This is a genomic window from Mesorhizobium sp. M0968, from assembly GCF_040319065.1.
Classification (GTDB): domain Bacteria; phylum Pseudomonadota; class Alphaproteobacteria; order Rhizobiales; family Rhizobiaceae; genus Mesorhizobium.
On record NZ_JAMYNL010000004.1, the window covers coordinates 104092 to 125576 of the forward strand.

The window sequence follows — 21485 nt, forward strand, 5'->3', positions numbered from 1 at the left end:
ATATGGGGTTGTGTTGCAAGCGAGTCTCGGCGAAATTTTGCCTGCTCCGTTGGGGCCAATGCCGGCGTAACAAGGGAGGAAGTGATGCAGAATGCCTGTCTGATTTTCGTCGGCAGCCTCAATCGCGACGCCCCGTATTTTCAGGGCGCGCGCGGCATCGGGCTGGGTGTCTACAGTTTCGACGAAGGGACGCTGCAAACGAAGAAACTGGCCGAGACGGGAGACATCGACAATCCCACCTTCCTGTCGGTGACGCCGGACGGCTCCCACATCTATGCCAACTCAGAAGTGTTCACCTGGCGAGAAGGGGTGGTCTCGGCCTACCGTTTCGACAGGCAGACCGCCACGCTGTCCTACATCAACAAGCAGCCGGCGCTGGGCAGCATCACGGCGCACAACACCATCACGCGCGACCGGACGAAGCTGCTGGTCGCCAATTACGGCATGGGCGAGGGCGGCCCCGATCGCTCGGTTGTGGTCTATGGGTTGGATGAGAATGGCGGCCTGACAGCGCCGTTGTCGAGCGTTGCCCATAGCGGGACCGGACCAGATCCTGCCCGCCAGGAGCGGCCGCATGCCCATAGCGTAACCGAGACGGTTGCCGGCGGCATGGCGATCGTCGCTGACCTCGGCATCGACCGGCTGGTGTCCTATCGCATCGGCTCAGACGGCAGCCTGTCGAAGCTCGCCGAGTCGGCGCTTGCGCCAGGCGCGGGTCCGCGCCATCTCGCACTGCATCCGGGCGGTCGCTTCGTGTTCGTCATGAACGAGCTGGATTCGACGGTTGTCTCGCTGGCGCTGGACGAAGCATCAGGCAAGCTTACGGTGATCGACAGCAAGCCGGCCGTGCCGCCCGAGGCGCGCAACGGCAATCACTGCGCCGACATCCAGATCTCGCCTGACGGCTGCTTTCTCTACGGCTCCAACCGCGGCCATGACAGCATAGTGGCGTTTTCGATCGACCAGCAAACAGGCAGGATTGCTCTTGTCGACTATACGCCTTGCGGCGGTGCCACGCCGCGCAATCTGGCACTGACGCCCTCGGGCGGCCATCTGTTCTCGGCCAACCAGAATGCCGACCGCATCTCGATTTTCGCCCGTGATGCCGCAACCGGCCGGCTGACCGACACCGGCCGATCCATCGATATTGGCACGCCGATGTGCGTGAGGATCGTGCGTTGAGCGCTGGCGGGTGAAAATTCCGCCAGTACCATGGCCATAAGAACGTGTCGTTTCAATACGAGTGTCGGGACGCCCGTCGCGCGAGATAGGGAGCCACCAGCGCGCGTATGTCTGCGGCCGCTACGTCACCGGCAGTACGCAATGCGCGGCTCGTAGCGCCCATATTCGTCAACTGCGCCTTCGAAATCATTGCGGCACAGTTGCTCCTTTATCAGCGCTTTGCAGATCGGTCCGGCATCTGGATAGAAGTCCAATACCGCTAGATATATCGCCCGTGCTTTGTCGGCTTGGTCGGTCCCCGCCAGCCGCTGGCCGAGCCGCAGCCCAAGATCGATCAGTTCGCGACGCACGCGCTCGCAAGCCGGGAGCGACCAGGAAGCGGTTCGCTCGTGCAACAACAACGGACCCGGGAATGCATGGAAGAGCGCCTCCGCGTCTGGCCGCAATCCCTCCGCATTGACCTTTGCGACAGTCTTGAGCCGTGCTTCCCAGTCGGCGAGGTCGACCCAGACCTTGTCCGATGCAAGGCGAAGCTTGCCTTCGCGCTGGACGATGAGGTCGGTCCGTCCCAACAGCTTGCGCAGCCGATGAAGCGCCTGGTCGCACGCCGCCCGCGCCTGGTCGCCGTCGAGGTTGGGCCACAGCCAGTCCTGAATGGTCTCCAGCGAGCAGGTATTTTCCTTTGAGATCGCCAGCACTCGCAGGATGTCGAGGGCCTTCGTCGGCGGCTTCGCGCCGAGCGCGAGAGGGTTTGCATCGAGTTCGAGCCGAAAGCCTCCGAGGACGTGGACCCTGAGCGGCCAGAGCCAGGCGGCGGGCCGCCGGGGCGGCGGCTCGAGCCGGCGTTCGCGGATCAACGACCGGCAGAACTCGGGCTCGATGCCGCGCTCAAGCGCATCGCCAAGCAGTTCGGCGAGCAATTCCGGGACATTGAGCAGCACCATTGGCCAGCTGATGTCGCGCAGCGCTTCCAGGAAGGCCTGCAGCCGGTCGCCATAGTGCGGATCGTCGCTCGACAGGTTCTCCAATGCGGCCGCTGCCAGAATGCATATCTCGGTTCGCTTGTGGGCGCCGCCGTCCAACCGCGGCAGCAGATCGCTGAGAAGCACGGCGGCTTCGCGCGGCTTCCTGTCCGCCAGCAGCACCTGGAACTGCGTGATGTAGTGCGGCCAGCGCTCGATCATCGGCTCGTTGGCCGCCTCGATGGCAGTCATGAAGCGCTCGCAATCCTGGTAAGCGGCCGTGAAATCGCCTTGCCTGGCATGGAGCGCGGCGTGGCAATCGGCGACGACGGCGACCTGCGTGGTGAAACGGCTGTCGGCGATCTCGGCCAAACGCTCGACCACTTGGTGGAACTCGGCAAAATCGTTGCGGACCTTCATCTGCATTTGCAAATGATAGAGCCCCCCGAACTCCACGCCCCTCAGCGATTCGCGCTCGCCAATCGCGATCGCCGCCCGCAACGCCGCCTCGGCCGACGGATAGGGAAAATCCCTTCTCTTATAGGAAAAATAACGTCCACTTTCCGCGCCGAAGGCGACCAGCCACATGCCGAGAATCCAAGGCAGCACGCTCTTGTCACTCAAATCGTCAACGACGCTGTCGACGGCCTTGGCGAACAGATCGGCGCGCATGGTCGATACCGAAAGATCGATCAGCGTTTCGCTGGCAAGCAGCCGCAATCCGCTCGGATCGTGCTCGGGATTCCGGGTCAACCGCTCCAGGAGTTCGGTTTCGAGTGCTTGTCCGGCGGGGCTGCTGCGATAGCAGTCGTCGCCGAAGTTCAGCGCCCGCATCATGCCAATGCGTACCAGCATCGCTTCCTCGGAAGGTAGTTCCGGAAGCCCGCGTTCGATCAGCTCGAACGCCCGTCGCGTCCACATGGACAGACCTTCGTACGTGCGCCAGCTGGCCGTCTTGACCAACACCGCCCGCGACACCGTGAGGCACAGGCCGCGCAGATCGTCGGCCTCGCCAAAGGCTTGCCACGCCTTGGACAGCCAACGCTCCGCCGCAGCGTCGTCGGGCATGTGGGCCACGCCCAGCCAATAGAAATGCCAGCCATTCATGATGGTTTCCGGCAATCGGCCGCACCACTCGATGAAGGTCGCGCGGCTCCCTTGCGCCAGCAAGTCCTCTGCGCGGCTCAGCAGCAGGTCGCTCGCTTGGTCCCAGTCGTCGGCCTGTAAGGCGAGGCGTATGGCTTCGTCATGACGGCCCGCCCCCGCAAGGACCTTCGCCGCCTTTCGCCGGAGCGATTGCTGCTCTTCCCTGGCAATTTGCTGTGCGAAACGACGCTCGAGGAAGTCGCGCAAGAGGTCATGAAGGTGAAAGATATCGCGGTTGTTTTCCGAGCGCGTGACCAGAAACTGTCGCCTGTAAAGCCTGTCGAGCAGCTTTCCTGATTCGCCCGACCCGATCATCTCGTCAGCCAACCCGGCGCTGATTTCGGGCAGCAGATTGAGTTTCAGCAGCATGTCCTGGTCGACGGAGGGAAGGGAAAGGAAGAAATGACGGCCGAGAACGTCGGGCAGCACATTCTGCCCGCCGAGGACCGTCTCCGTTGTGCCGTCCAGTCCGGCTTTGGTGCCTTGGTCCGCGAGCAGGACGAGCCCGACCGCCCAACCGCGCGCCGCCTCGACATCGACCCGAGCGGCGTCCCTCGAACGCAGGTGGACGAGATCGCGCGCTTCCGCGGTCGAGAATTCGAGCGCGTGGCGGTCGATGACAGCCATTTTGCCCTTGAGAATGAGGTCGCCCAATTCCTCCTGGGGCAGCGTGCGTGAGACACAGATGCAGCGGACGGTGTCAGGAAGTTCACGGAACATCTCGGAAAGCACCGCCCGAAATTCTGCGGTATCGGCGTCGTGCAAATCATCGAGCACCAGAATTGGCCGGGCTTTAGCCGAGCGAAATAGGCTCTGGAAAAGCGCCTGGCGAACTCCTTCGGCTGCTCGGCATACTCGGCGCCGAAGACCGGCATGTCTCCAGCCGAGACTGAGTCCAGCGACTGCGCCAGATATTGAAAGAACCGCGCTATATCCTGGTCGCCCTCATCGACACGGTACCATATGTGCGGCGCCTCGACGCTTTCGAGATAATCGATGACCGCGGTCGTCTTGCCGTAGCCGGCCGGTGCCGCCACCCAGCATACGCCCGACCGCGACACCCGATCGATCGCTTCGAGAACGCGGTTCCGCCTCAATATCCTGGCGCTGCGCGGCGCCGCCAGCTTGGCGATCCGGCCTGTGCCCGAGAGCGGTTGCGTCGCATCGGCTTCAAAGGCATCTAAGGCGGCCATGGGGGCTCCCGCTCGACCAATCATCGAGCGACGGTCGTGCTGCCATGACCGTCCCGCCGATCCGATTGACGTTAGCCTGGCGCAGTCATGCGACAATTCGTGGGGGCTTCGTAGATGAAGCGGCACTGGCTGATCCCGGGAGGGCGGATCTCGATGGTTGCGCAACCTGAAACTGGGCAATGGACGGCGGGCGAACCTCGCACTCGGTCTTCGACCGTCGGCTCCAAATCCGGTAGAAGACCTGATCATGGCTATTCCCTCCGATTGGCAAGCTCATGGGCTGCCTGGCAGTCCTTTCCAAACGCACGAGCTCATCCTGTGCGCAGTGGCATCCGCGCACATCGGTACGGTCACCTAGTTTCCCGGCGATTGATCTCCCAGTTTTCGCAAGCGTGCCTAGTTTTCAAGGCTTGTTGGGCGCCCGGGTCTTCGGTGCCTTACGCAACCGGAAATCGGGAAGCGGACGGGACCGGATTGTGCGAGGGGATGGGCGACCGGTGGATCCCGCACTCTGTTTTCGACAATCCGCTCCAGCGGCCCGCGCGCGGATTGTCCGCACTGCCGCACGCGACGGTGCAGGGCGCACAACCGATCGAGAAATAGCCTTTTTCGATGAGCGGATGCCGGGGGAGGCGATGATGGTCGAGATAGACCTCGATCTGCTGCCGGGTGAAGCGGGCGAGCGGCTCGATCTTCAGGCGTCCGTCAGTTTCTTCCAGCGTCGCAACATCCGTGCGAACTCCGCCATGATAGCGCTTGCGGCCGGAAATCCAGGCCTTGAAACCGCTCAGGGCCTTCTCGAGCGGCAGCACCTTGCGGATGTGGCAGCACCGGTCCGGATCGCTGCGGTGCAGCGATCCAGAGCCGTCGAGCACCCGCAGGACATTTGCCCGGGGCGTGACGATGCGCACGTCGGTGAGGCCGAGCAAGGCCGTCAATTGCGTACGATAGGCGACCGTTTCCGCAAACAGCTTTCCGGTATCGAGCGTGACGATGGGGAGCGACCTGTCGATCGATGCGGCCATGTGCAGCAACACCGCAGATTCCGCGCCAAATGAGGAGACGAGCGCTACCTTTCCGCGGAACAAGTCGGTGACGAGTGGCGCCAGCAGCTCGGGTCCGTCGAGATGGTTCAGCTCCGCGATGATGCCTTCATGCATGGCGATTCGGTCCGGTTTTGGCGTGACGCGGCCGGTTCATAGTCTGCTCACGAAATCGAGGATCGCCTGGCGGTCGGCCTCGTCCAGGCCGAAGAAGCGGTCGCGGACGATCTGCGCCGTGCCGCCATGCGCGAACACTGCATCGCGCAGTGTGGTCGCGCGGCCGTCATGTAGGAAGCGCTGGCGCAGGCGGATGCCGACCAGCGGCGTTGTCCGCCATTCGGCGCCGATGGCGTTACCCTGGATGATCTTGTCGTCGAGCGCCGATCCCATGTCGTGCAGCAGAAGGTCCGAGTAGAGCCTGACTTCGCCTTTTGTGCCCGCCAGCGCCGGCACATGGCATTTGGCGCAGCCGACCGAAGCGAAGAGCCTTCCGCCATCGCTGGCCAGCATTGCGCTTTCGCTCGAGACCGACGGCGAGGCCAGGAAGCCGGCCGAGAACGGGATCAGTGCGCCATAGGCCAGGGTTGCCGACAAAAGCACTCCGCTGGAGCCGAGGCCGATCAGGCGCCACGCACCGCCGGCTTCGCCGAGACGGCCGATGCGTGTGGTGACCCCGAGCGCGACAATCACCATCAGGAACAGGAACTGGTCGACGTCGAGAATGCCGCGGCGCAGTTGCGGATCGAGCGTGATTTGCGAATTGAGCATCACCACGCCGATGAAGGCGACGACGAACCACGGGAACGGGATCGGCGTTGCTCCGGGCGCGCTCTTGCGGCCGCGAAAGAACGTGCCGATGGCCAGCAGAAGCGGGATGAGCATCAGCACCTTGCTGAGCTTGACGAGGGTAGCGGTGTTCAGCGCCCCGTCCGAGACTGCGAAGGAGGCGCCGTAGACCTGCGCCAGTTCGAAGATGCTCGCGCCGACGAACACGCCGTAGAGCCGGTCGTCGAGATGCGGCAGCCAGCCGCCCAGGAACATCACGGGATAGACGAGCAGCGCCGCGGTGCCGCTGAGCGTGATCAGGGCGATCGCAACCCCCGCGCTCTGGTCGCGTGCGCGCATCAGCGCAGCCACTGAGAGAATGGCGGCTGCGCCGCAGACGGCGCTTCCGACCGCGACCAGCAACGCGATCTCGGCCTCCAGCCTGAACAGCCTACGTGCGATGGCGTAGAGCAAAGCCGCGACCAGGATCAGTTCGATGGCCGCCACCGCGAGCGGCATCAGCCCGAGATCGAGGAACAGTCGCGTCGTGATGCGGAAGCCGACAAGGACGACCGCCAGGCGCAACAGGTAGCGCTTGGTGAAGTCGAGCCCCGGGCGCAGGACGTCGGGGCAGGCAAAGCTGTTGCCGATCAGCAGCCCGAAGAGCATGGCGACGAGGACCGGATTGCGCGACAGCGGCTCGCCCAATCCGCCGGCAATCCAGCCGCCCGCAAGGGCGAGCGCGGCCGCCACGGCGATACCGGGCAAGATCGAGCGCGCTTGTTCCGGCGCATGCGAAAACGTCAGGGCGATGCTCATCGCCTGGCCTCCTCGGCCGGGGTGAGCATTCGCAGATAGGCAGCCACCGCCTCGATCTCTCCGGACCCTTGTTCGACGGGTTGCGTGTCCGTCCCGCTGTGGCCGGAGACGACGCTGGTGATGCCGAGCTCCCTGGTGAAAGCGTCGGCGACCATCTCTTCGAGGACCGCAATGTCGGCCTTCCAGCCATAGCGGCCGACGCGCGTCGCGCCGTTGGCATCGAGGACATAGTGCGGGCGGCCCTTGATCCCGTCGTCTTTGCTGACTGCCTGCGCCTCGATGACGCTGTCGGATATGTCGTCTATGCCAGCGACGCCGTAGAGGCTGGGCGGCATGCGCAGCGAGATGACATTGGCCTGCTGCGGCAGTGCAGCCGGTTCAGCCGCGATGCCGGCAGCATCGCGCAGCATGTAGCGCCGGGCGACCGGGCTGTTGGGATGATCGATCGGGACAGTGTGCCCGGATCCCGGATCCATATGGGCTATCCTGCGCGCGAAACGGTTCTCATCCGCGCTCGCACCGCCGGGGCCGGGATGGCAGGACAGGCAGGACGTCGCATTGAACAATGGTCCAAGACCGGTCCGCGGCGTGAAATCGGTCTGAAACAGCTCCCTTCCGCGAGCGGCGAGATCGGGGTTGGCGGCAGCATTTTGCGTCTGCTGGGCCGTCGCCGACACGCCGTGCTCGTCAAAAGCAGGGACCTCGAGCAGCGCTCCGTCGCGGCCGGGAAATCCGGGAAGCTCGCCGCCTATCGTTATCCAGATCCGCTGCGCGTCCGCCGACGTTGCGATGGCTCGCAGGCGATCGCCGCCGAGAGGCCCAAGGCCAGGGATGTCGATCGTCGCTCGGGCGAGAAGCCGGCCGTCCTGGCTTATGCGCAGTAGCGAGCCGTCGCCGCGATTGGCGACGAACAGGTCCGACCCGCCGGCAAGCGTCGTATGGCTCGAAAAGTGCGGATTGGCGATCTCGGGGACAGCGGCGGCGATGTCGACTGGACGATCGAATTCCGGCAGCGAGACCATGCCAGCCCCGGCGACCGTGAAATGCCGCCGGTCGTCTTGCAGTTTCAGCAGCACCAGCCGGTCGCGGCCGGGGTCGGCGATGTAGAGAACACGGTCCGGATTCCACTTGAAGGCAATGCCGATGACGCCGGGATCGTCGCCGCTGTTGCGGCCCATGCTCACCGTGCCAGGGCCGGCTAGGCCGTCGACACCGTCCTGGACATGGATCTGGACCACGCTGCCGTCCGCAGTGACCGCGGCGAACACGGCAAATCCGCTGCCGTCCGGTGACGGGCCGAGAAACGCCGTTCCGAGCGCACCGGTCTGCAGCCCGCCGGGCGTCAGTTGGCCGCTTGCCCGGTAGTTCAGCCGCTTCGCCAGCCATCCGTTGGCCAGCCAGCCGCTCGCCAGCCATCCAGTGGGTTGAGCGATCTGCGCTTGTTCGCGATCGGTAGACCGGCCGGCGAACACGCCGCCGGCCTCGCGGCTTGGCGCATTGTCGAGCGGGGCTCCGTCGGGGTCGACGACGGTGACGCTGCCTTCGCCGGCCAATCCGTTCGGCGCGTTGGCGATCCAGGGCCTTCCAAAGGCGTTGTTGATCGAGATGTAGCGCGGTCCGGATGCCGCCGCCAGCCGCGCCGTTCGAGCCTGGCCATTGTAGCGCCGGTTGAGGAATGGCTCGCTCTGCGCCGTGTAGAGCTGGACTGGGCTCGCTCCGCCATAGTCGGCTAGATCTTGGTCGGTGAGATCCTGCGGAACCAGGATCGTGCCCGATTTGTCGCCGCGCGGATCGATTGACAGGATCGCGCCAGGTTTGAATAAGAGATCGCCTGGTGGCGCGCCGAAATTGCTGCCTACCGCGACCAGAACCCTAAGCGGATCGAGCACACGTCCTTCGCGCGTGGTCAGCAGGAATTCCGGATTTCCCGGTATCGGTCCGCCATTATGAAAACGCCCCACCTCGCGCACGCCGGCCACGCCCGGCAGCCTGACGGCGACGATACGGGCGCCCAGGCGCCAGGCGGAGATGTGATCGCTGGTGAAGCCCACCGTCGGCAGCAAGATGAAAGACACCGCTGTCATTCCGGAGATAATCCGGCCAAACGAAAGGTCCAGCGAGGCGCAGCTTCCTCGCGACCGACGAGTTTTGACGAAATCCATAAGCACCGCGGCAAGGCCCTTGCGCATTGCGACATCCCCGGCTCGATACCTCGATGCGTCTACATGCGGCCCCGAGCATGTGACGCTTATCTCGACGCAATCATTGAGCGGGTGCACTTACGTATCGTGTACGGCACCTCAACCGCCGGCCGTATCTTGCGCTTTGGGGGAAGGCGTGCGGCCGCGCGCGCTTCGCAAGGCAAGCGCTTGTCGGGCCAAGGTGATTATGGGCATGGCGAGGTTGCCGCGAACGGCAAATTTTCAGAACTCGAGCGCCTGCCTGAGTGCCGGGCCGCTCCTGACGCGCAAATCGAGGTCGGCCTCGATATGGTCGATGTGGTGCAGCATCAGCGCGCTGGCGCGTTCGGCATTGCCATTTTCCAGCGCCTCGAGGATCTGCGTGTGTTCGTTGTGGCCGCAGCTCGAGATGCCCGAGCGGCCATAGAGTGCGATCACCAGCGATGAACGAGCGACCAATTCCTCCATGAAGCGCTGCAGGATGACGTTTCCCGCGACCGACGCCAGAAGCAGGTGAAAATCCCCCGACGCCTTGATCTCCGATCGCCTTGCGTTCGGTCCGCGTTCGGCGATGAAACGGCCTTCTTCGTCGAGCTGGGCCTTGAACGCGGCGACATGCGCCGGCGTCATCCGTCCGGCGGCGGCAATCGCGATGCCTGGTTCGATGAGCCGGCGCGAAGCAAAAACCTGCCGCGCTTCCTCCGGCGACGGATTGGCGACGAAGGCGCCGCGATTGCGCTCGGTGCGCACCAATCCCTCGAAGGAAAGCATCTGCAGTGCGGCACGCGCCACGGTGCGGCTGACATCGAACAGCGTGCCGACTTCGCCTTCGGAAAGCTTTGTTCCCGGCGCCAGCCGGCGATCGACGATCGCGTCGCGCAACTGGTCGCGGATCGCCTGCGCGCGATCCTCGTTGGCGGCCTCGATAGCAGGGAAGGTCTGGTCGGCAATGTTCATGGCAGTGGTCCTGCGTTCTTCTACCCTGAATCGCATCGCTTGGACGAGAGACAAAGTGAATACAGAGATGAAAAAGATTGCATACGATCTTTGCGGAGATCGGCGGCAATCGCCTATAATTTGTGCATTGCACAAGGCCGACGTATCGGCAGCTACATAGAGGCGGCCCTGATTTCTTCGAGGATTCAGTCAGTTGGTGCGGCGGTGCGCAACTGGCACGCATGATGCTTTGGCTAATCCGACCAAAGGGGAAGCTGGATGTCCAAAGCCGCCGAAATCGACATTGTGTCCGTTTCGAAAGTCTATGGCGCGACGACTGCCGTCGAAGGCATCAGCCTGAAAATCCCTGCCGGAACCTATTGCTGCCTGCTCGGTCCGTCCGGCTGTGGCAAGACCTCGACGCTGCGCATGATCGCCGGGCACGAGAGCATATCGAGTGGCGACGTGCGTCTCGGCAACACAGTGGTCACCGACCTGCCGCCGGCCAGGCGCGGCACTGCCATGATGTTCCAGTCCTACGCACTGTTTCCGCATCTCGACCTGATCGACAACGTCGCCTTCAGCCTGAAGATGAAAGGCGTCGGCAAGGAGGAGCGCCGCGCCAAGGCGCTCGACATGCTGAAGCTGATGCAGATGGAGGCCTATGCCAGCCGCCGCCCGGCGCAGCTTTCCGGCGGGCAGCAGCAGCGCGTTGCCCTTGCGCGCGCCTTGATCACCGATCCCGAGGCGCTGTTGCTCGACGAACCGCTTTCGGCGCTCGATCCTTTCCTGAAGATCCGCATGCGAGCCGAGCTGAAGAAGCTGCAGACGTCGCTCGGCATCACTTTCGTCCACGTCACCCACAGCCAGGAAGAGGCGATGGCGCTGGCCGACCTGATCGTGGTGATGAACGACGGCCGTATCGAGCAGGCGGCGCACCCTCGCACGGTGTTCGAGCGGCCGGCCACGGCCTTCGTCGCTCGTTTCATGGGCGACCACAATGTCATCTCCGGGCGCGTCGCCGGCAGTCGCGACGGCATGGTCGTTTTCGATGTGCCCGGCGGCGTCACGCTCGCCGCCAGCGGGCAGGGCAGGGAGACCGGGGAACCCATCGACATCGCCATTCGCACCGACCACGTGCGCATCGGCGAGCCGCCGGCAGCCGGGCTCGGCTTCACCGGCATTATTGCAAACGTCGAGTACCGCGGTTCGACCGTGAAGCTCTCGGTCAATGGCGCCGGCATCGAGGATTTCACGGTGATCGTCGACGACACCAGCTTCTTCGCCAGGCCGGTTGCCGTCGGCGACGCAGTGCCGATCGCCTGGGACGCCGAGGACGCGATCGTCCTTGGCCGTCTCGATTCCTGAAATCCAGCATAACCAACCAAAACAGGGGAACTGAACATGACCAACACCACCGACAAGAAGACTGGAATATCGCGACGTTCGCTGCTCAAGACAGGTGCCGCCGCCGTCGGTTTCGCCGCCGGTTCCGGCGCCATATCAGGCTTTCCGACCATCTGGGCGCAATCGAACATCACGCTGCGCCAGTTCGGCACCGGCGTATCCAACCTCAATGCCATCGCCGACAAGTGCAAGGCCGACCTCGGCATCACGCTGGAGATGACAGCAACCGATTCCGACGCCGCCGCGCAGCGCGCCGTGACGCAGCCCGACAGCTACGACATCGCCGACATCGAATACTGGATCTGCAAGAAGGTGTTCCCGACAGGCGTCCTGCAGCCGATGGATGTCACCAAGCTGAAATATTACGACGAGCTGGTGCCGCTGTTCAAAACCGGCAAGCTGACGCCGGACAGCGTCATTGCCCAGGGCACCGCGCCGCATACCGTCGGTTACGTCGAGGCGCAGGACAGCAAGGTCTTCGCCAAGGCGCCGACCAACTGGTTCACCATGGTGCCGACGATCTACAATGCCGATACGCTTGGCATCCGCCCCGACCTCGTCGGCCGCGATATCACCACCTGGGCCGACATCATGGATCCGGCCTTCAAGGGCAAGACCGCCATCCTCAACATCCCGTCAATCGGCATCATGGATGCGGCGATGATCATGGAGGCAACGGGCAACATCAAATACGCCGACAAGGGCAACATGACCAAGGAGGAGATCGACAAGACGATCGACTTCCTGATCAAGGCCAAGCAAGCCGGCCAGTTCCGCGCCTTCTGGAAATCCTTCGACGAGAGCGTCAACCTGATGGCTTCAGGCGAAGTCGTAATCCAGTCGATGTGGTCGCCGGCCGTGGCCGCGGTCCGCTCCAAGGGCATCGCGTGCCGGTTCCAGCCGCTCAAGGAAGGCTACCGGTCCTGGGGTGGCGGGCTTGGCCTGGCAGCCCATCTCTCCGGCGCCGAACTCGACGCCGCCTATGAATACATCAACTGGTACACGTCCGGCTGGGTTGGCGGCTATCTCAACCGCCAGGGCTATTACTCGGCCAACATGGTGTCGGCCAAGAAGTTCATGTCCGAGGACGAGTGGGGCTACTGGATCGAAGGCAAGCCGGCAAAGGGCGATATCCTGTCGCCGGACGGCAAGGTCATGGAGAAGGCCGGTGCCGTGCGTGACGGCGGCTCGTTCGAAGAGCGCATGGGCAAGGTCGCCTGCTGGAACTCGGTCATGGACGAGGACCGCTACATGGTGAAGCGCTGGAACGAGTTCATCGCTGCGTAGGTACAACGTCTTCCCCTTCTCCCCTTGTGGTAGAAGGTGGATTGGCGCGCAGCGCCAAGACGGTTGAGGGGTGCTGGCTGGAGCGCTGTTGGTGCCAAGCTGGAACACCCCTCATCCGGCCGAGCTTCGCTCGGCCACCTTCTCCCACAGGGGGAGAAGGGAACACCCCTCAGTCGCATCGCCGACTTCGACCGAGATATAGATGGCAGTAGCGCTCGAACAATCCACGCACGTTACGTCTGCAAAGCCTGCCAGACGTAGGCGCTCCTTTGCCGCCCTCGTCCCCTATCTCCAGGCAACACCACTTGCCCTGATCCTCGGCGCGTTCCTCCTGCTGCCAATTCTGATGATCGCCGTGGTCTCATTCTGGGATTACGATTTCGCGGCGATGTATCCGGATTTCCTGACCACCAATTATTCCGACACGCTCGGCTCCTGGGTCACCTGGAAAACCTACCTGAATACGCTGAAATACGCCGCCATCGTCTGGGCGCTGACGCTGTTCATCGGTTTCTGGGTCGCCTATTTCCTTGCCTTCCATATCAGGACCACGGCCATGCAGATGGTGCTGTTCCTTGTCTGCACGGTGCCGTTCCTGACCTCCAACATCATCCGCATGATCTCGTGGATTCCGGTGCTTGGCCGCAATGGCCTAGTCAACTCGACGCTGGTGCAAATGGGGCTGATCCCAAAGCCGATCGAATGGCTGCTCTATTCCGAATTCGCCGTGGTGCTGGCCATGGTGCATCTCTATACGCTGTTCATGGTGACGCCGATCTTCAACACGCTGATGCGCATCGACAAGTCGTTGATAGAAGCCGCGCGCGACGCCGGCGCTTCCGGCTGGCAGGTTCTGTGGAACGTCGTCATTCCGCTCGCCAAGCCCGGCATGGCGATCGGCACCATTTTCGTCGTCACCCTGGTGATGGCCGACTTCTCGACGGTGCAGGTGATGTCCGGCGGGCAGAGCGCCTCCGTCGCGCTGATGATGAAGAACCAGATGTCGCTGCTGCAATATCCGGCAGCCGCCGCCAACGCCGTCGTGCTCTTGGTGCTGGTGCTGCTGATGGTCGCGGGCATCCTGCGCATCGTCGACATCCGCAAGGAGCTGTGAGGCGATGAGCCAGGACAAGCGCACCCTCGAATTCTATGTGTTGGCGGCGTTCTTCGGTCTTTTCGTGTTGTTCCTCTACGGCCCGCTTTCGGCGATCCTGATCCTCTCTTTCCAGGGCGAGAACGGCGGTCTGACATTTCCGCTGAACGGCGTGTCGCTGCACTGGTTCGCCAATTTGTTCGAGCGCCAGGCGGTCGGCGACTTCGGCGGCAGCTTCAAACGCTCGCTCGTCCTTGGCCTGATGGTGATGGTCGTCACTGTCGCCGTGTCGCTGCTCGCCGGCCTGGCCTTCCGGCAGAAATTTCGCGGCGCAACCGCACTGTTCTATCTGGCCGTCGCCAGCCTGGTCGTGCCGTCGATCATCATCAGTCTCGGCATCGGCGTCGTCTTCCAGCAGATCGGCTTCCGCCCCGCCTGGTACACCTCCGCTTTCGGCGCCCATCTGACCTGGACCTTGCCTTTCGGCGTGCTGATTATGTTTGCTGTCTTCAACCGGTTCTCGCCAGCCTATGAGGAAGCCGCGCGCGATCTCGGAGCATCGTCGTGGCAGACCTTTGCCCATGTCGTGCTGCCGATGATCGCGCCCAGCCTGATCGGCGTCGGCCTGTTCGGCTTCACTCTGTCATATGACGAGTTCGCCCGCACGCTGATGACCTCGGGCACGTTCAACACGTTGCCGCTCGAAATCTACGGCATGACGACGAATGTCACGACGCCGGTGCTCTATGCGCTGGGCACGGTGACGACCGTATTTTCCTTCCTGGTGATCCTGCTGACGCTCGGCGCAATCGTCTATGTCGGCCGCCGCCGCGAGCGTGCCTGACAGTGCAGATCCTCGTCGTCAATCCAAACACCACCGCCAGCATGACCGGCACTATCGCGGCGGCGGCCCGATCGGTCGCTGCTCAATCGACGAAGATCGTTGCCGTCACCTCGTCGATGGGACCTGTATCGATCGAAGGCTATTACGATGAAGCACTTGCCGTGCCCGGCCTGCTGGTCGAGATCGCCGCCGGCGAACGCTCGGGCGCGCAAGCCGCGATCATTGCCTGTTTCGACGACACCGGCCTCGATGCCGCGCGCGCCATGGCCAACATTCCGGTCATCGGCATTTGCGAGGCATCGCTCAGCACGGCCTCGTTCATCGCCCAGCGCTTCACCGTCGTCACCACCACCGGACGTTCGCGCGTGCCGGTCGAAGGCCTGGTGCAGCGCTATGGCATGGCAGGGCGCGCGCGTGTGCGCGCCGCCGACATCCCGGTTCTTGCCCTCGAAGATCCGGCGTCCGACGCACTGCTCAGGCTGCGCAACGAGATTGCGCGCGCCGTCGACGAGGATCGCGCCGAGGCGATCGTGCTCGGCTGTGCCGGCATGGCCGATCTGGCGGCGGCGCTGCAGCGGGAATTCGGGCTTCCGGTCATCGACGGCGTGGGCGCTGCCGTGAAACAGGCCGAGGCATTGATCGCCCTTGGCCTGACGACATCCAAGCGCGGCGCCTATGCAAGCCCGTTGGCAAAGTCTTATCATGGCGCGTTGAAATCCTTCGCGCCTGGCGCCGCCGAGTGATCGCAATGCCCCGAACGATCCGAACGCTCGCACGTGAAGAAGTGCAAACCCTTGTCGATTGGGCGGCGGCGGAAGGCTGGAATCCCGGCCTTAACGATGCCGCGCTGTTTCAGGCAGCCGACCCGCAGGGCTTCATCGGCGCCTTTATCGATGGCGAGATGGCGGCCGGCATTTCGGCCGTTGCCTATGGCGACGGTTTCGGCTTCATCGGCCTCTACATCTGCCGGCCGAACAGGCGTGCCCAAGGTCATGGCAAGGCGGTCTGGGATGCCGGCATAGCGCGGCTCGGCAACCGCACGATCGGCCTCGACGGCGTTGTCGAACAGCAGGTCAACTACCGCAGCATGGGTTTTGCACCGGCCTACCGGACGATCCGGTTCATGGGGTCACCGAATGTGCCGGCAGCCGTCGGCAACGACATTCGCGCCATAGGGCCGGAACTCGTGCCGGACATACTGGACTATGACCGCCGCTTCTTTCCCGGTCCGAGGCGATCCTTCCTGGAACACTGGCTGCGCCCGCCGCATATGGCGCTTGCGATCCTCAAGCACGGCGCCATTGCGGGATACGGCGTCGCGCGCCAATGCCGGGACGGCTGCAAGATCGGCCCGCTCTTTGCCGACAGCCTGGACGCGGCAAGCCATCTCTTCGCCGCGCTCGCGCACATGTCCGGTCCCGGAAACGTCCATCTCGACGTTCCCGAAACCAGCCGGCAATTTGCAGACTTGCTGTCGTCCGCAGGCCTTCAACCGGGCTTCGAGACGGCTCGGATGTACAAGGGAAAGGCGCCGCAGCTCGTGCAGTCCGGAGTTTTTGCGATAACGACGTTGGAGTTGGGGTGAGGCGGTACAAGCCGACTTCCAGTGCAAAGTCGGGCAACAGGACTACGCGGTCTATTTTTCCTGAACTGAAATGCCGGAATCGTCGATGCGAAGTTCCACGCCTTTCGGCCTAGTCTCCTCGCGATAAACGTAAATCCCCAACGCAATAACGGCGACGGCCAAAGCGCCGATGATGAGATAAAGATAGTTCTGCTTCATCCGCTGTCGTTAACAACATGGTGTGGGCGAGTCTAGCAGTTCGGGTATCAGGACGGCGGCCGGAGACGCACGTCGATCAGCCATCCAGCCGGTCGCGCAGGATGCTCCAGGGGAGCACCATGTTTGGTGCATGCCGCATCAGGCTATGGAACGGGATCGGCGACGGCGGCGCAAACGGCAGCGGCAAATCCTGAGGCTTTGTTCCATCAGCCCAATCCGCAAGCACCTTGCCCATCGCAGTGGTCATGGCGATGCCGCGTCCGTTGCACGCGAAGCCGGCGATCAGCCCGGGGCCGAGATCGACGAGGTGCGGCAGGAAGTCGGGCTCGACGGCAGCCATCCCCGACCAGCTGTATTCAAGCGGCGGAATGTCCGGGAGATCGAGATATCTGGCAAGCCGCCGCCAGATCGCCCGCGGCACCCGCGTGTCGGCACCGGGGCCAAAAACATGCATGCCGCCGGTGATCAGCCTGTTTCCGCCGTCGAAGCGGAAGGTGAAGAGATTGCGTCTTGTGTCGCCGACGCCTTGCCCGCCAGGAAGCAGGCGAGTGCGTATTTCGCGCGGCAGCGGCGCTGTCGCGATCTGGAAGATTTTCAGCGGGAAATAGGTTCGCCGCAGCGCCCGATCCAGCGGCCCGCCATAGGCGTTGGTGGCGACCAGCACCTTTCCTGCGCGTACCGAACCGGAGGCCGTCTTCAAAGCCCAACCATCGCCTATGTGATCGATCGACGCGACACGCGTATTCTCGAAGATGCGCGCTCCGGCCTTTTCCGCCGCGTCGGCCAATCCGCGCGCATATTCGACCGGATTGAGGACGCCACCCGATCTGTCGATCCAGCCGCCGAGATAACCGCGAACGCCGGTCAGCTCTTCGACCGCCTGTCCGTCCAGCGCAACAGCCGGCCTTCCGCGCCTTGCCCATTGTTCGGCGCGCGATCTGGTCTTTTGCAAAGCGGCCGGTGAATGGGCTGGTTGTATCCAGCCGCTCTGGACAGAATCGCATTCGATGGCATGCCGCCTGATCAGGTCGAAGACGAGGTCGGCGCTGCCGGCGGCGAAATCGACGAGGCGTTCACCGCGTTCGGGGCCGAGCTGGGCAATGATATCGTCGGGGTCTCTTTTCGCGAAATTCGGCACGACGAAGCCGGCATTCCTGCCGGTTGCCCCCCAGGCCATGATTTCCGCCTCGAGGACGGCAACCGAGTTGCCTTTCTCGGAACTGTGCAGCGCGGTGGAAAGACCTGAAAACCCGCCGCCGACAATTGCCAGATCGACATCGAGTGCGCCTTCGAGGGTGGGCCGGTCGTGGCGACTGCGGCTGACGGCATGCCAAAGGGAAACGCCGTGCGGCCCGGTCACGCCGTTCATGAGCCGCTCTCGCTCGGGGCCACGCGTGCACGCTTGCCGAACCTTGGACGCCGCGGCCTGTCGCCAAACAGGCCGTTCGGCCTGACCAGAAGGATGACGCACAGCATCACGCCGATGGCGACGATCTGCAGCGAAGCGGCGCGGGCCTGCTGTTCCGGCGAGAACAACATACTGGTCAAGGCTCCCGATCCTGCCCATATCGCCCAGACCAGGATGCTGCCGATGACGGCGCCGATGTTGCTGCCCGAGCCACCGACGATCAGCATCACCCAGACCTGGAAAGTCAGTGCCGGCAAATAATTGTCCGGGGCGATGAAGCCGGTGAAATGCGCCTGCAGCGCACCGGCAAGCGCCATGATGGCGCCACCGACGGCAAAGGCCTGGACGCGGTAGAACCGTGCGCTTTTGCCTAGGGATATCGCGGCCCGCTCATCCTCGCGAAGCGCCTTCAACACGCGCCCCCACGGGCTGCGCGACAGATGCTCCAGCGCGAGATAGACGATCAGCGTCACCACCGAGACGATCGCAAGGTTCGAAAGGTTGAACAGCAACGGCGTTTCGGCAAGACCGCCGAACGGACGCGGAATAAAGCCGATGCCGAACGGCCCGCCGGTCAGCTTCTGGGCATTGAGCGCTACCAGTTGCACGACGACGGCGACGCCGAAAGTAGTGATCGCCAGATAGTCCGATCTCAGGCGTAGCGTGGCAATGCCGGTGATGGCGGCGGTGACGCCGCCCAACAGCATGGCGCCAAGCCAGCCGATAAGGATCGGCAGGTCGAAGCCGCCCAGGCGCGCGGCATCGTCGGGCGTGGTCAGCAGCGCCGAGGTGTAGGCGCCGATGGCAACGAAACCAGCGACCCCGACATTGAAAAGCCCGGTCAGCCCCCATTGCAGATTGAGCCCGAGCGTGATGAGCGAAAAGATCAGCGCGGTGGTCAGGAAGAAGGCGCCGTAGCTGAGCAGATCCATCAGCGTTCCCTCGCTCCGAAAAGGCCGATGGGCCGCACGAACAGCACCGCCATCAGGATGATGAACGAGACGGCTGCCCGCCATTCGGCGCCGATCAAATGCACGGCAGCCGCTTCGGCCATGCCGATGATCAGGCCGCCGAGAACGGCGCCAGGCACGCTGCCGATGCCGCCGAGGATGGCGGCCGCGAACATCGGCAGCAGCATCTCGAAACCCATGAACGGGCGGACCTGGATGAGAATGCCGATCATGACGCCGGCGACGCAGGCCAGCGCGCCGCCGATGATCCAGGTGACGCGCACCACCCTGGCGACGTCGATGCCGACGATGCGGGCAAGTGCCGCGTTCTGGCTCAATGCCTGCATTGAGCGGCCGGTCTGGGTCCGCGTCATCAGGAGATGCACGCCGAGCACCAGCACGGCGGTCAGCAGCAGCAGCGCGATCTGGTCCGGGGTGATGCGGATGCCGAAACCTATCGGCATGGCGATCTGGATCGCCCGGCTGAAATAGGTCGGACGCGAGGTGAAGATGAATTCGAGCAGGCTTCTCAGCGCCATCGAGGCGCCGAAGCTGGCCATCACCACGATGATCGCCTGGCCCTTGGCCCGCAGCCGCGCGAACAGCACTATGTCGAGCACCAGCGCCAGCAGGCCGGTGGCCGCCATGCCGATGATGAGCGCGACGATCAACGGCCAACCGAGGGAGAGGGGCGCGATCGGCGCGATCTTGCCGAAAATCGCGCCAATGGCGCCAACCACGGCGAGCGTCGCATAGGCGCCCCAGGCCATGAAGTCGCCATGGGCGAAGTTCGAGAAGCGCAGGATCGAATAGGTGAGTGTCACGCCGATGGCGCCGAGGCCGATCATCGACCCTGCCAGCAGTCCGTCGACGACGAATTGCAGGTTCATGCCGCGCTTCCTTGTCCAAGGTCGAGGCGGCGCTGGCCAAGATAGAGTTCAGCGACGACCGGGTCGTTCCAGAGCTCGGAGGCGACGCCCTGGTGCCGCTCCTTGCCCTCGACCAGCACATAGGCGCGGTCTCCAATGGCAAGCGCTGCCTTGGCGTTCTGTTCGACCAGCAGGATGGTGACGCCGGATTTTCGGATGCCGGCCAGCATCTCGAACACCATCGCCACGAATTTCGGCGACAGGCCGGCCGACGGCTCGTCGAGCACCAGCACCTTGGGATGGACAATCAACGCCCGGGCGACGCCCAGCATCTGCCGCTGTCCACCCGACAGATTGCCCGCGGCCGTTCTGCGCTGACGGGCGAGATCGGGAAAGGCCGCATACATCTCCTCGATGCGGGCTGGGACCTCGCGCGGCCTCAGGATGCCGCAGGCGACCCTGAGATTGTCCTCGACCGACATCAGCGGGAAGATGTTCTCTGTCTGTGGCACGAAAGCAAGGCCACGGCGGACCATGATGTGAGCGGGCGACGCCGTGATATCCTTGCCGTCCAGCAGCACCGTGCCGCCGGTGATCGGGACAAGGCCGGCGATGGCCTTGATAAGGCTCGACTTGCCGGCGCCGTTGGGACCGAGAACGACGACGATCTCGCCCTGGTCGACGGTGATCGAAGCGCCGCGCACGATCGGAACGCCAGGCTCGTAGCCGGCTTCGAGATCGCGGACATCGAGTACCTTTTGGCTCATGCCGTGCCTCCGAGGTAGGCCTCGATGACGCGCGGGTCGCGCGCCACCTCCTCCGGGGTGCCTTCGCACAGAAGCTGGCCGCTTGCCATGACCAGGACGCGGTGGCAAAGCCGCGTCACCATGTCGATATTGTGCTCGATCAGCAGGAAGGTGATGCCGCGCGCATTGATGTCGCGGATGCGATCGATAATGATCTCGAGCAGGGTTGCGTTGACCCCGGCCGCCGGCTCGTCGAGCAGGATGATCGCCGGGTCGGCCATCATCACGCGGGCCAACTCGAGCAGCTTGCGCTGGCCGCCTGAAAGCACGCGCGCAGGTTCGTGCGCGAGGTGAGCGATCGTGACGAGCTCGAGCAGTTCGACGGCTCTTGTCTCGGCAGCCCTTTCTTCGGCAGCGACCCGCCGGGGCGTCAGGAAATTGGCGAGCAGTTTTTCTCCAGTCTGTCCTTGCGCGGCCAGCATGACGTTTTCGATCAGCGTCAGGTTAGGCAAGGGCCGGGGGATCTGGAACGTGCGGCCAAGGCCGCGGCCGATGCGCCGATGGGCTGCTTCCCCCGACACCGATACGCCATTGAGGAGGATTTCGCCGCTGGTCGGCAGAATGCTGCCGGCGAGCAGGTCGAACATCGTGGTCTTGCCGGCGCCGTTCGGGCCGATGAGGCCGAGTATTTCACCCGGCCGGACGTCAAACGAGACATTGTTGACCGCGACGAGGCCGCCGAAGCGCTTGACGACGTTCCTGGCCGTCAGAACCGGCGTGCGGATCTCCTCCTGCCGTTCCGTCGTGTCGCCCATGAATCCCTCAGGCCGAAAGCGATCTTCGCCGCCAATGATTTGATTTGTGATCACACT

18 protein-coding genes are annotated in these 21485 nt (G+C 63.7%); 7 read left to right on the forward strand and 11 right to left on the reverse strand.

Features of this window, described 5'->3' with window-relative positions; genetic code table 11:
- Positions 1 to 84: 84 nt before the first annotated feature.
- On the forward strand, positions 85 to 1182 hold the full coding sequence (locus NKH67_RS08475) for a lactonase family protein (RefSeq protein ID WP_353030554.1): 1098 nt from the start codon (positions 85 to 87) through the stop codon (positions 1180 to 1182).
- A gap of 125 nt (positions 1183 to 1307) precedes the next feature.
- Here NKH67_RS08475 and NKH67_RS08480 read toward each other — a convergent pair whose 3' ends face one another.
- The 5 genes from NKH67_RS08480 to NKH67_RS08500 all read right to left on the reverse strand — a co-directional run bounded on the left by NKH67_RS08480 (position 1308) and on the right by NKH67_RS08500 (position 10247).
- Positions 1308 to 4067: an AfsR/SARP family transcriptional regulator gene (locus tag NKH67_RS08480; RefSeq protein WP_353030556.1), complete on the reverse strand. Its 2760-nt coding sequence runs from the start codon at positions 4065 to 4067 to the stop codon at positions 1308 to 1310.
- 853 nt (positions 4068 to 4920) lie between these two features.
- The gene (locus NKH67_RS08485) at positions 4921 to 5643 is read right to left on the reverse strand and encodes a phosphoadenylyl-sulfate reductase (RefSeq protein WP_352612185.1); all 723 of its coding nucleotides are present in this window, start codon (positions 5641 to 5643) and stop codon (positions 4921 to 4923) included.
- Positions 5644 to 5679: 36 nt separating this feature from the next.
- Positions 5680 to 7110 carry a putative sulfate exporter family transporter gene (locus NKH67_RS08490; protein ID WP_353030558.1) on the reverse strand — a complete coding sequence of 477 codons (1431 nt, stop codon included), beginning with the start codon at positions 7108 to 7110 and terminating at the stop codon, positions 5680 to 5682.
- Positions 7107 to 9194 (reverse strand): di-heme oxidoredictase family protein, encoded by a 2088-nt coding sequence (locus NKH67_RS08495; protein WP_353030560.1) that lies wholly within the window; start codon positions 9192 to 9194, stop codon positions 7107 to 7109. The genes NKH67_RS08490 and NKH67_RS08495 overlap by 4 nt, the downstream gene beginning before the upstream one ends.
- A 339-nt stretch (positions 9195 to 9533) precedes the next feature.
- Positions 9534 to 10247, reverse strand: coding sequence for a GntR family transcriptional regulator (locus NKH67_RS08500; RefSeq protein ID WP_023676076.1), 714 nt, complete (start codon positions 10245 to 10247; stop codon positions 9534 to 9536).
- A gap of 258 nt (positions 10248 to 10505) precedes the next feature.
- Here NKH67_RS08500 and NKH67_RS08505 point away from each other — a divergent pair, with 258 nt between their 5' ends.
- From NKH67_RS08505 to NKH67_RS08530, 6 genes are all read left to right on the forward strand, one after another.
- Complete coding sequence (locus NKH67_RS08505; protein WP_352472207.1) at positions 10506 to 11594, forward strand: ABC transporter ATP-binding protein; 1089 nt, start codon at positions 10506 to 10508, stop codon at positions 11592 to 11594.
- A gap of 36 nt (positions 11595 to 11630) precedes the next feature.
- The gene (locus tag NKH67_RS08510) at positions 11631 to 12920 is read left to right on the forward strand and encodes an ABC transporter substrate-binding protein (protein ID WP_352451581.1); all 1290 of its coding nucleotides are present in this window, start codon (positions 11631 to 11633) and stop codon (positions 12918 to 12920) included.
- Positions 12921 to 13122: 202 nt separating this feature from the next.
- Complete coding sequence (locus NKH67_RS08515; RefSeq protein ID WP_353030562.1) at positions 13123 to 14034, forward strand: ABC transporter permease; 912 nt, start codon at positions 13123 to 13125, stop codon at positions 14032 to 14034.
- Positions 14035 to 14038: 4 nt separating this feature from the next.
- Positions 14039 to 14857: an ABC transporter permease gene (locus tag NKH67_RS08520; protein WP_352451583.1), complete on the forward strand. Its 819-nt coding sequence runs from the start codon at positions 14039 to 14041 to the stop codon at positions 14855 to 14857.
- Positions 14858 to 14859: 2 nt separating this feature from the next.
- Positions 14860 to 15600 (forward strand): aspartate/glutamate racemase family protein, encoded by a 741-nt coding sequence (locus NKH67_RS08525; RefSeq protein WP_353030564.1) that lies wholly within the window; start codon positions 14860 to 14862, stop codon positions 15598 to 15600.
- 5 nt (positions 15601 to 15605) lie between these two features.
- On the forward strand, positions 15606 to 16442 hold the full coding sequence (locus NKH67_RS08530; RefSeq protein WP_353030566.1) for a GNAT family N-acetyltransferase: 837 nt from the start codon (positions 15606 to 15608) through the stop codon (positions 16440 to 16442).
- Positions 16443 to 16493: 51 nt separating this feature from the next.
- Here NKH67_RS08530 and NKH67_RS08535 read toward each other — a convergent pair whose 3' ends face one another.
- From NKH67_RS08535 to NKH67_RS08560, 6 genes are all read right to left on the reverse strand, one after another.
- A complete protein-coding gene (locus NKH67_RS08535) occupies positions 16494 to 16640 on the reverse strand; it encodes a hypothetical protein (RefSeq protein ID WP_352452379.1) in 147 nt (48 codons plus the stop codon).
- Between the two features lie 76 nt (positions 16641 to 16716).
- Entirely contained in the window at positions 16717 to 18009 is a 1293-nt protein-coding gene (locus tag NKH67_RS08540) for an NAD(P)/FAD-dependent oxidoreductase (protein WP_353030568.1), read from the reverse strand.
- The gene (locus NKH67_RS08545; protein WP_352819163.1) at positions 18006 to 18983 is read right to left on the reverse strand and encodes a branched-chain amino acid ABC transporter permease; all 978 of its coding nucleotides are present in this window, start codon (positions 18981 to 18983) and stop codon (positions 18006 to 18008) included. Before NKH67_RS08545 ends, NKH67_RS08540 begins: the two co-directional genes overlap by 4 nt.
- Positions 18980 to 19888, reverse strand: a complete 909-nt coding sequence (locus NKH67_RS08550) for a branched-chain amino acid ABC transporter permease (protein ID WP_353030570.1) — start codon at positions 19886 to 19888, stop codon at positions 18980 to 18982. The genes NKH67_RS08545 and NKH67_RS08550 overlap by 4 nt, the downstream gene beginning before the upstream one ends.
- Positions 19885 to 20634, reverse strand: coding sequence for an ABC transporter ATP-binding protein (locus NKH67_RS08555; RefSeq protein WP_352819066.1), 750 nt, complete (start codon positions 20632 to 20634; stop codon positions 19885 to 19887). The genes NKH67_RS08550 and NKH67_RS08555 overlap by 4 nt, the downstream gene beginning before the upstream one ends.
- On the reverse strand, positions 20631 to 21428 hold the full coding sequence (locus NKH67_RS08560; RefSeq protein WP_352612206.1) for an ABC transporter ATP-binding protein: 798 nt from the start codon (positions 21426 to 21428) through the stop codon (positions 20631 to 20633). Before NKH67_RS08560 ends, NKH67_RS08555 begins: the two co-directional genes overlap by 4 nt.
- Between the last annotated feature and the right edge of the window lie 57 nt (positions 21429 to 21485).

Bases quoted from the DNA above. Each gene is read 5' to 3' on its own strand.
- NKH67_RS08475 (WP_353030554.1), top strand. From the start codon at position 85: ATGCAGAATGCCTGTCTGATTTTCGTCGGCAGCCTCAATCGCGACGCC.
- NKH67_RS08485 (WP_352612185.1), bottom strand. From the start codon at position 5,643: ATGCATGAAGGCATCATCGCGGAGCTGAACCATCTCGACGGACCCGAG.
- NKH67_RS08490 (WP_353030558.1), bottom strand. From the start codon at position 7,110: ATGAGCATCGCCCTGACGTTTTCGCATGCGCCGGAACAAGCGCGCTCG.
- NKH67_RS08495 (WP_353030560.1), bottom strand. From the start codon at position 9,194: ATGACAGCGGTGTCTTTCATCTTGCTGCCGACGGTGGGCTTCACCAGC.
- NKH67_RS08500 (WP_023676076.1), bottom strand. From the start codon at position 10,247: ATGAACATTGCCGACCAGACCTTCCCTGCTATCGAGGCCGCCAACGAG.
- NKH67_RS08505 (WP_352472207.1), top strand. From the start codon at position 10,506: ATGTCCAAAGCCGCCGAAATCGACATTGTGTCCGTTTCGAAAGTCTAT.
- NKH67_RS08510 (WP_352451581.1), top strand. From the start codon at position 11,631: ATGACCAACACCACCGACAAGAAGACTGGAATATCGCGACGTTCGCTG.
- NKH67_RS08515 (WP_353030562.1), top strand. From the start codon at position 13,123: ATGGCAGTAGCGCTCGAACAATCCACGCACGTTACGTCTGCAAAGCCT.
- NKH67_RS08520 (WP_352451583.1), top strand. From the start codon at position 14,039: ATGAGCCAGGACAAGCGCACCCTCGAATTCTATGTGTTGGCGGCGTTC.
- NKH67_RS08530 (WP_353030566.1), top strand. From the start codon at position 15,606: ATGCCCCGAACGATCCGAACGCTCGCACGTGAAGAAGTGCAAACCCTT.
- NKH67_RS08535 (WP_352452379.1), bottom strand. From the start codon at position 16,640: ATGAAGCAGAACTATCTTTATCTCATCATCGGCGCTTTGGCCGTCGCC.
- NKH67_RS08540 (WP_353030568.1), bottom strand. From the start codon at position 18,009: ATGAACGGCGTGACCGGGCCGCACGGCGTTTCCCTTTGGCATGCCGTC.
- NKH67_RS08550 (WP_353030570.1), bottom strand. From the start codon at position 19,888: ATGAACCTGCAATTCGTCGTCGACGGACTGCTGGCAGGGTCGATGATC.
- NKH67_RS08555 (WP_352819066.1), bottom strand. From the start codon at position 20,634: ATGAGCCAAAAGGTACTCGATGTCCGCGATCTCGAAGCCGGCTACGAG.
- NKH67_RS08560 (WP_352612206.1), bottom strand. From the start codon at position 21,428: ATGGGCGACACGACGGAACGGCAGGAGGAGATCCGCACGCCGGTTCTG.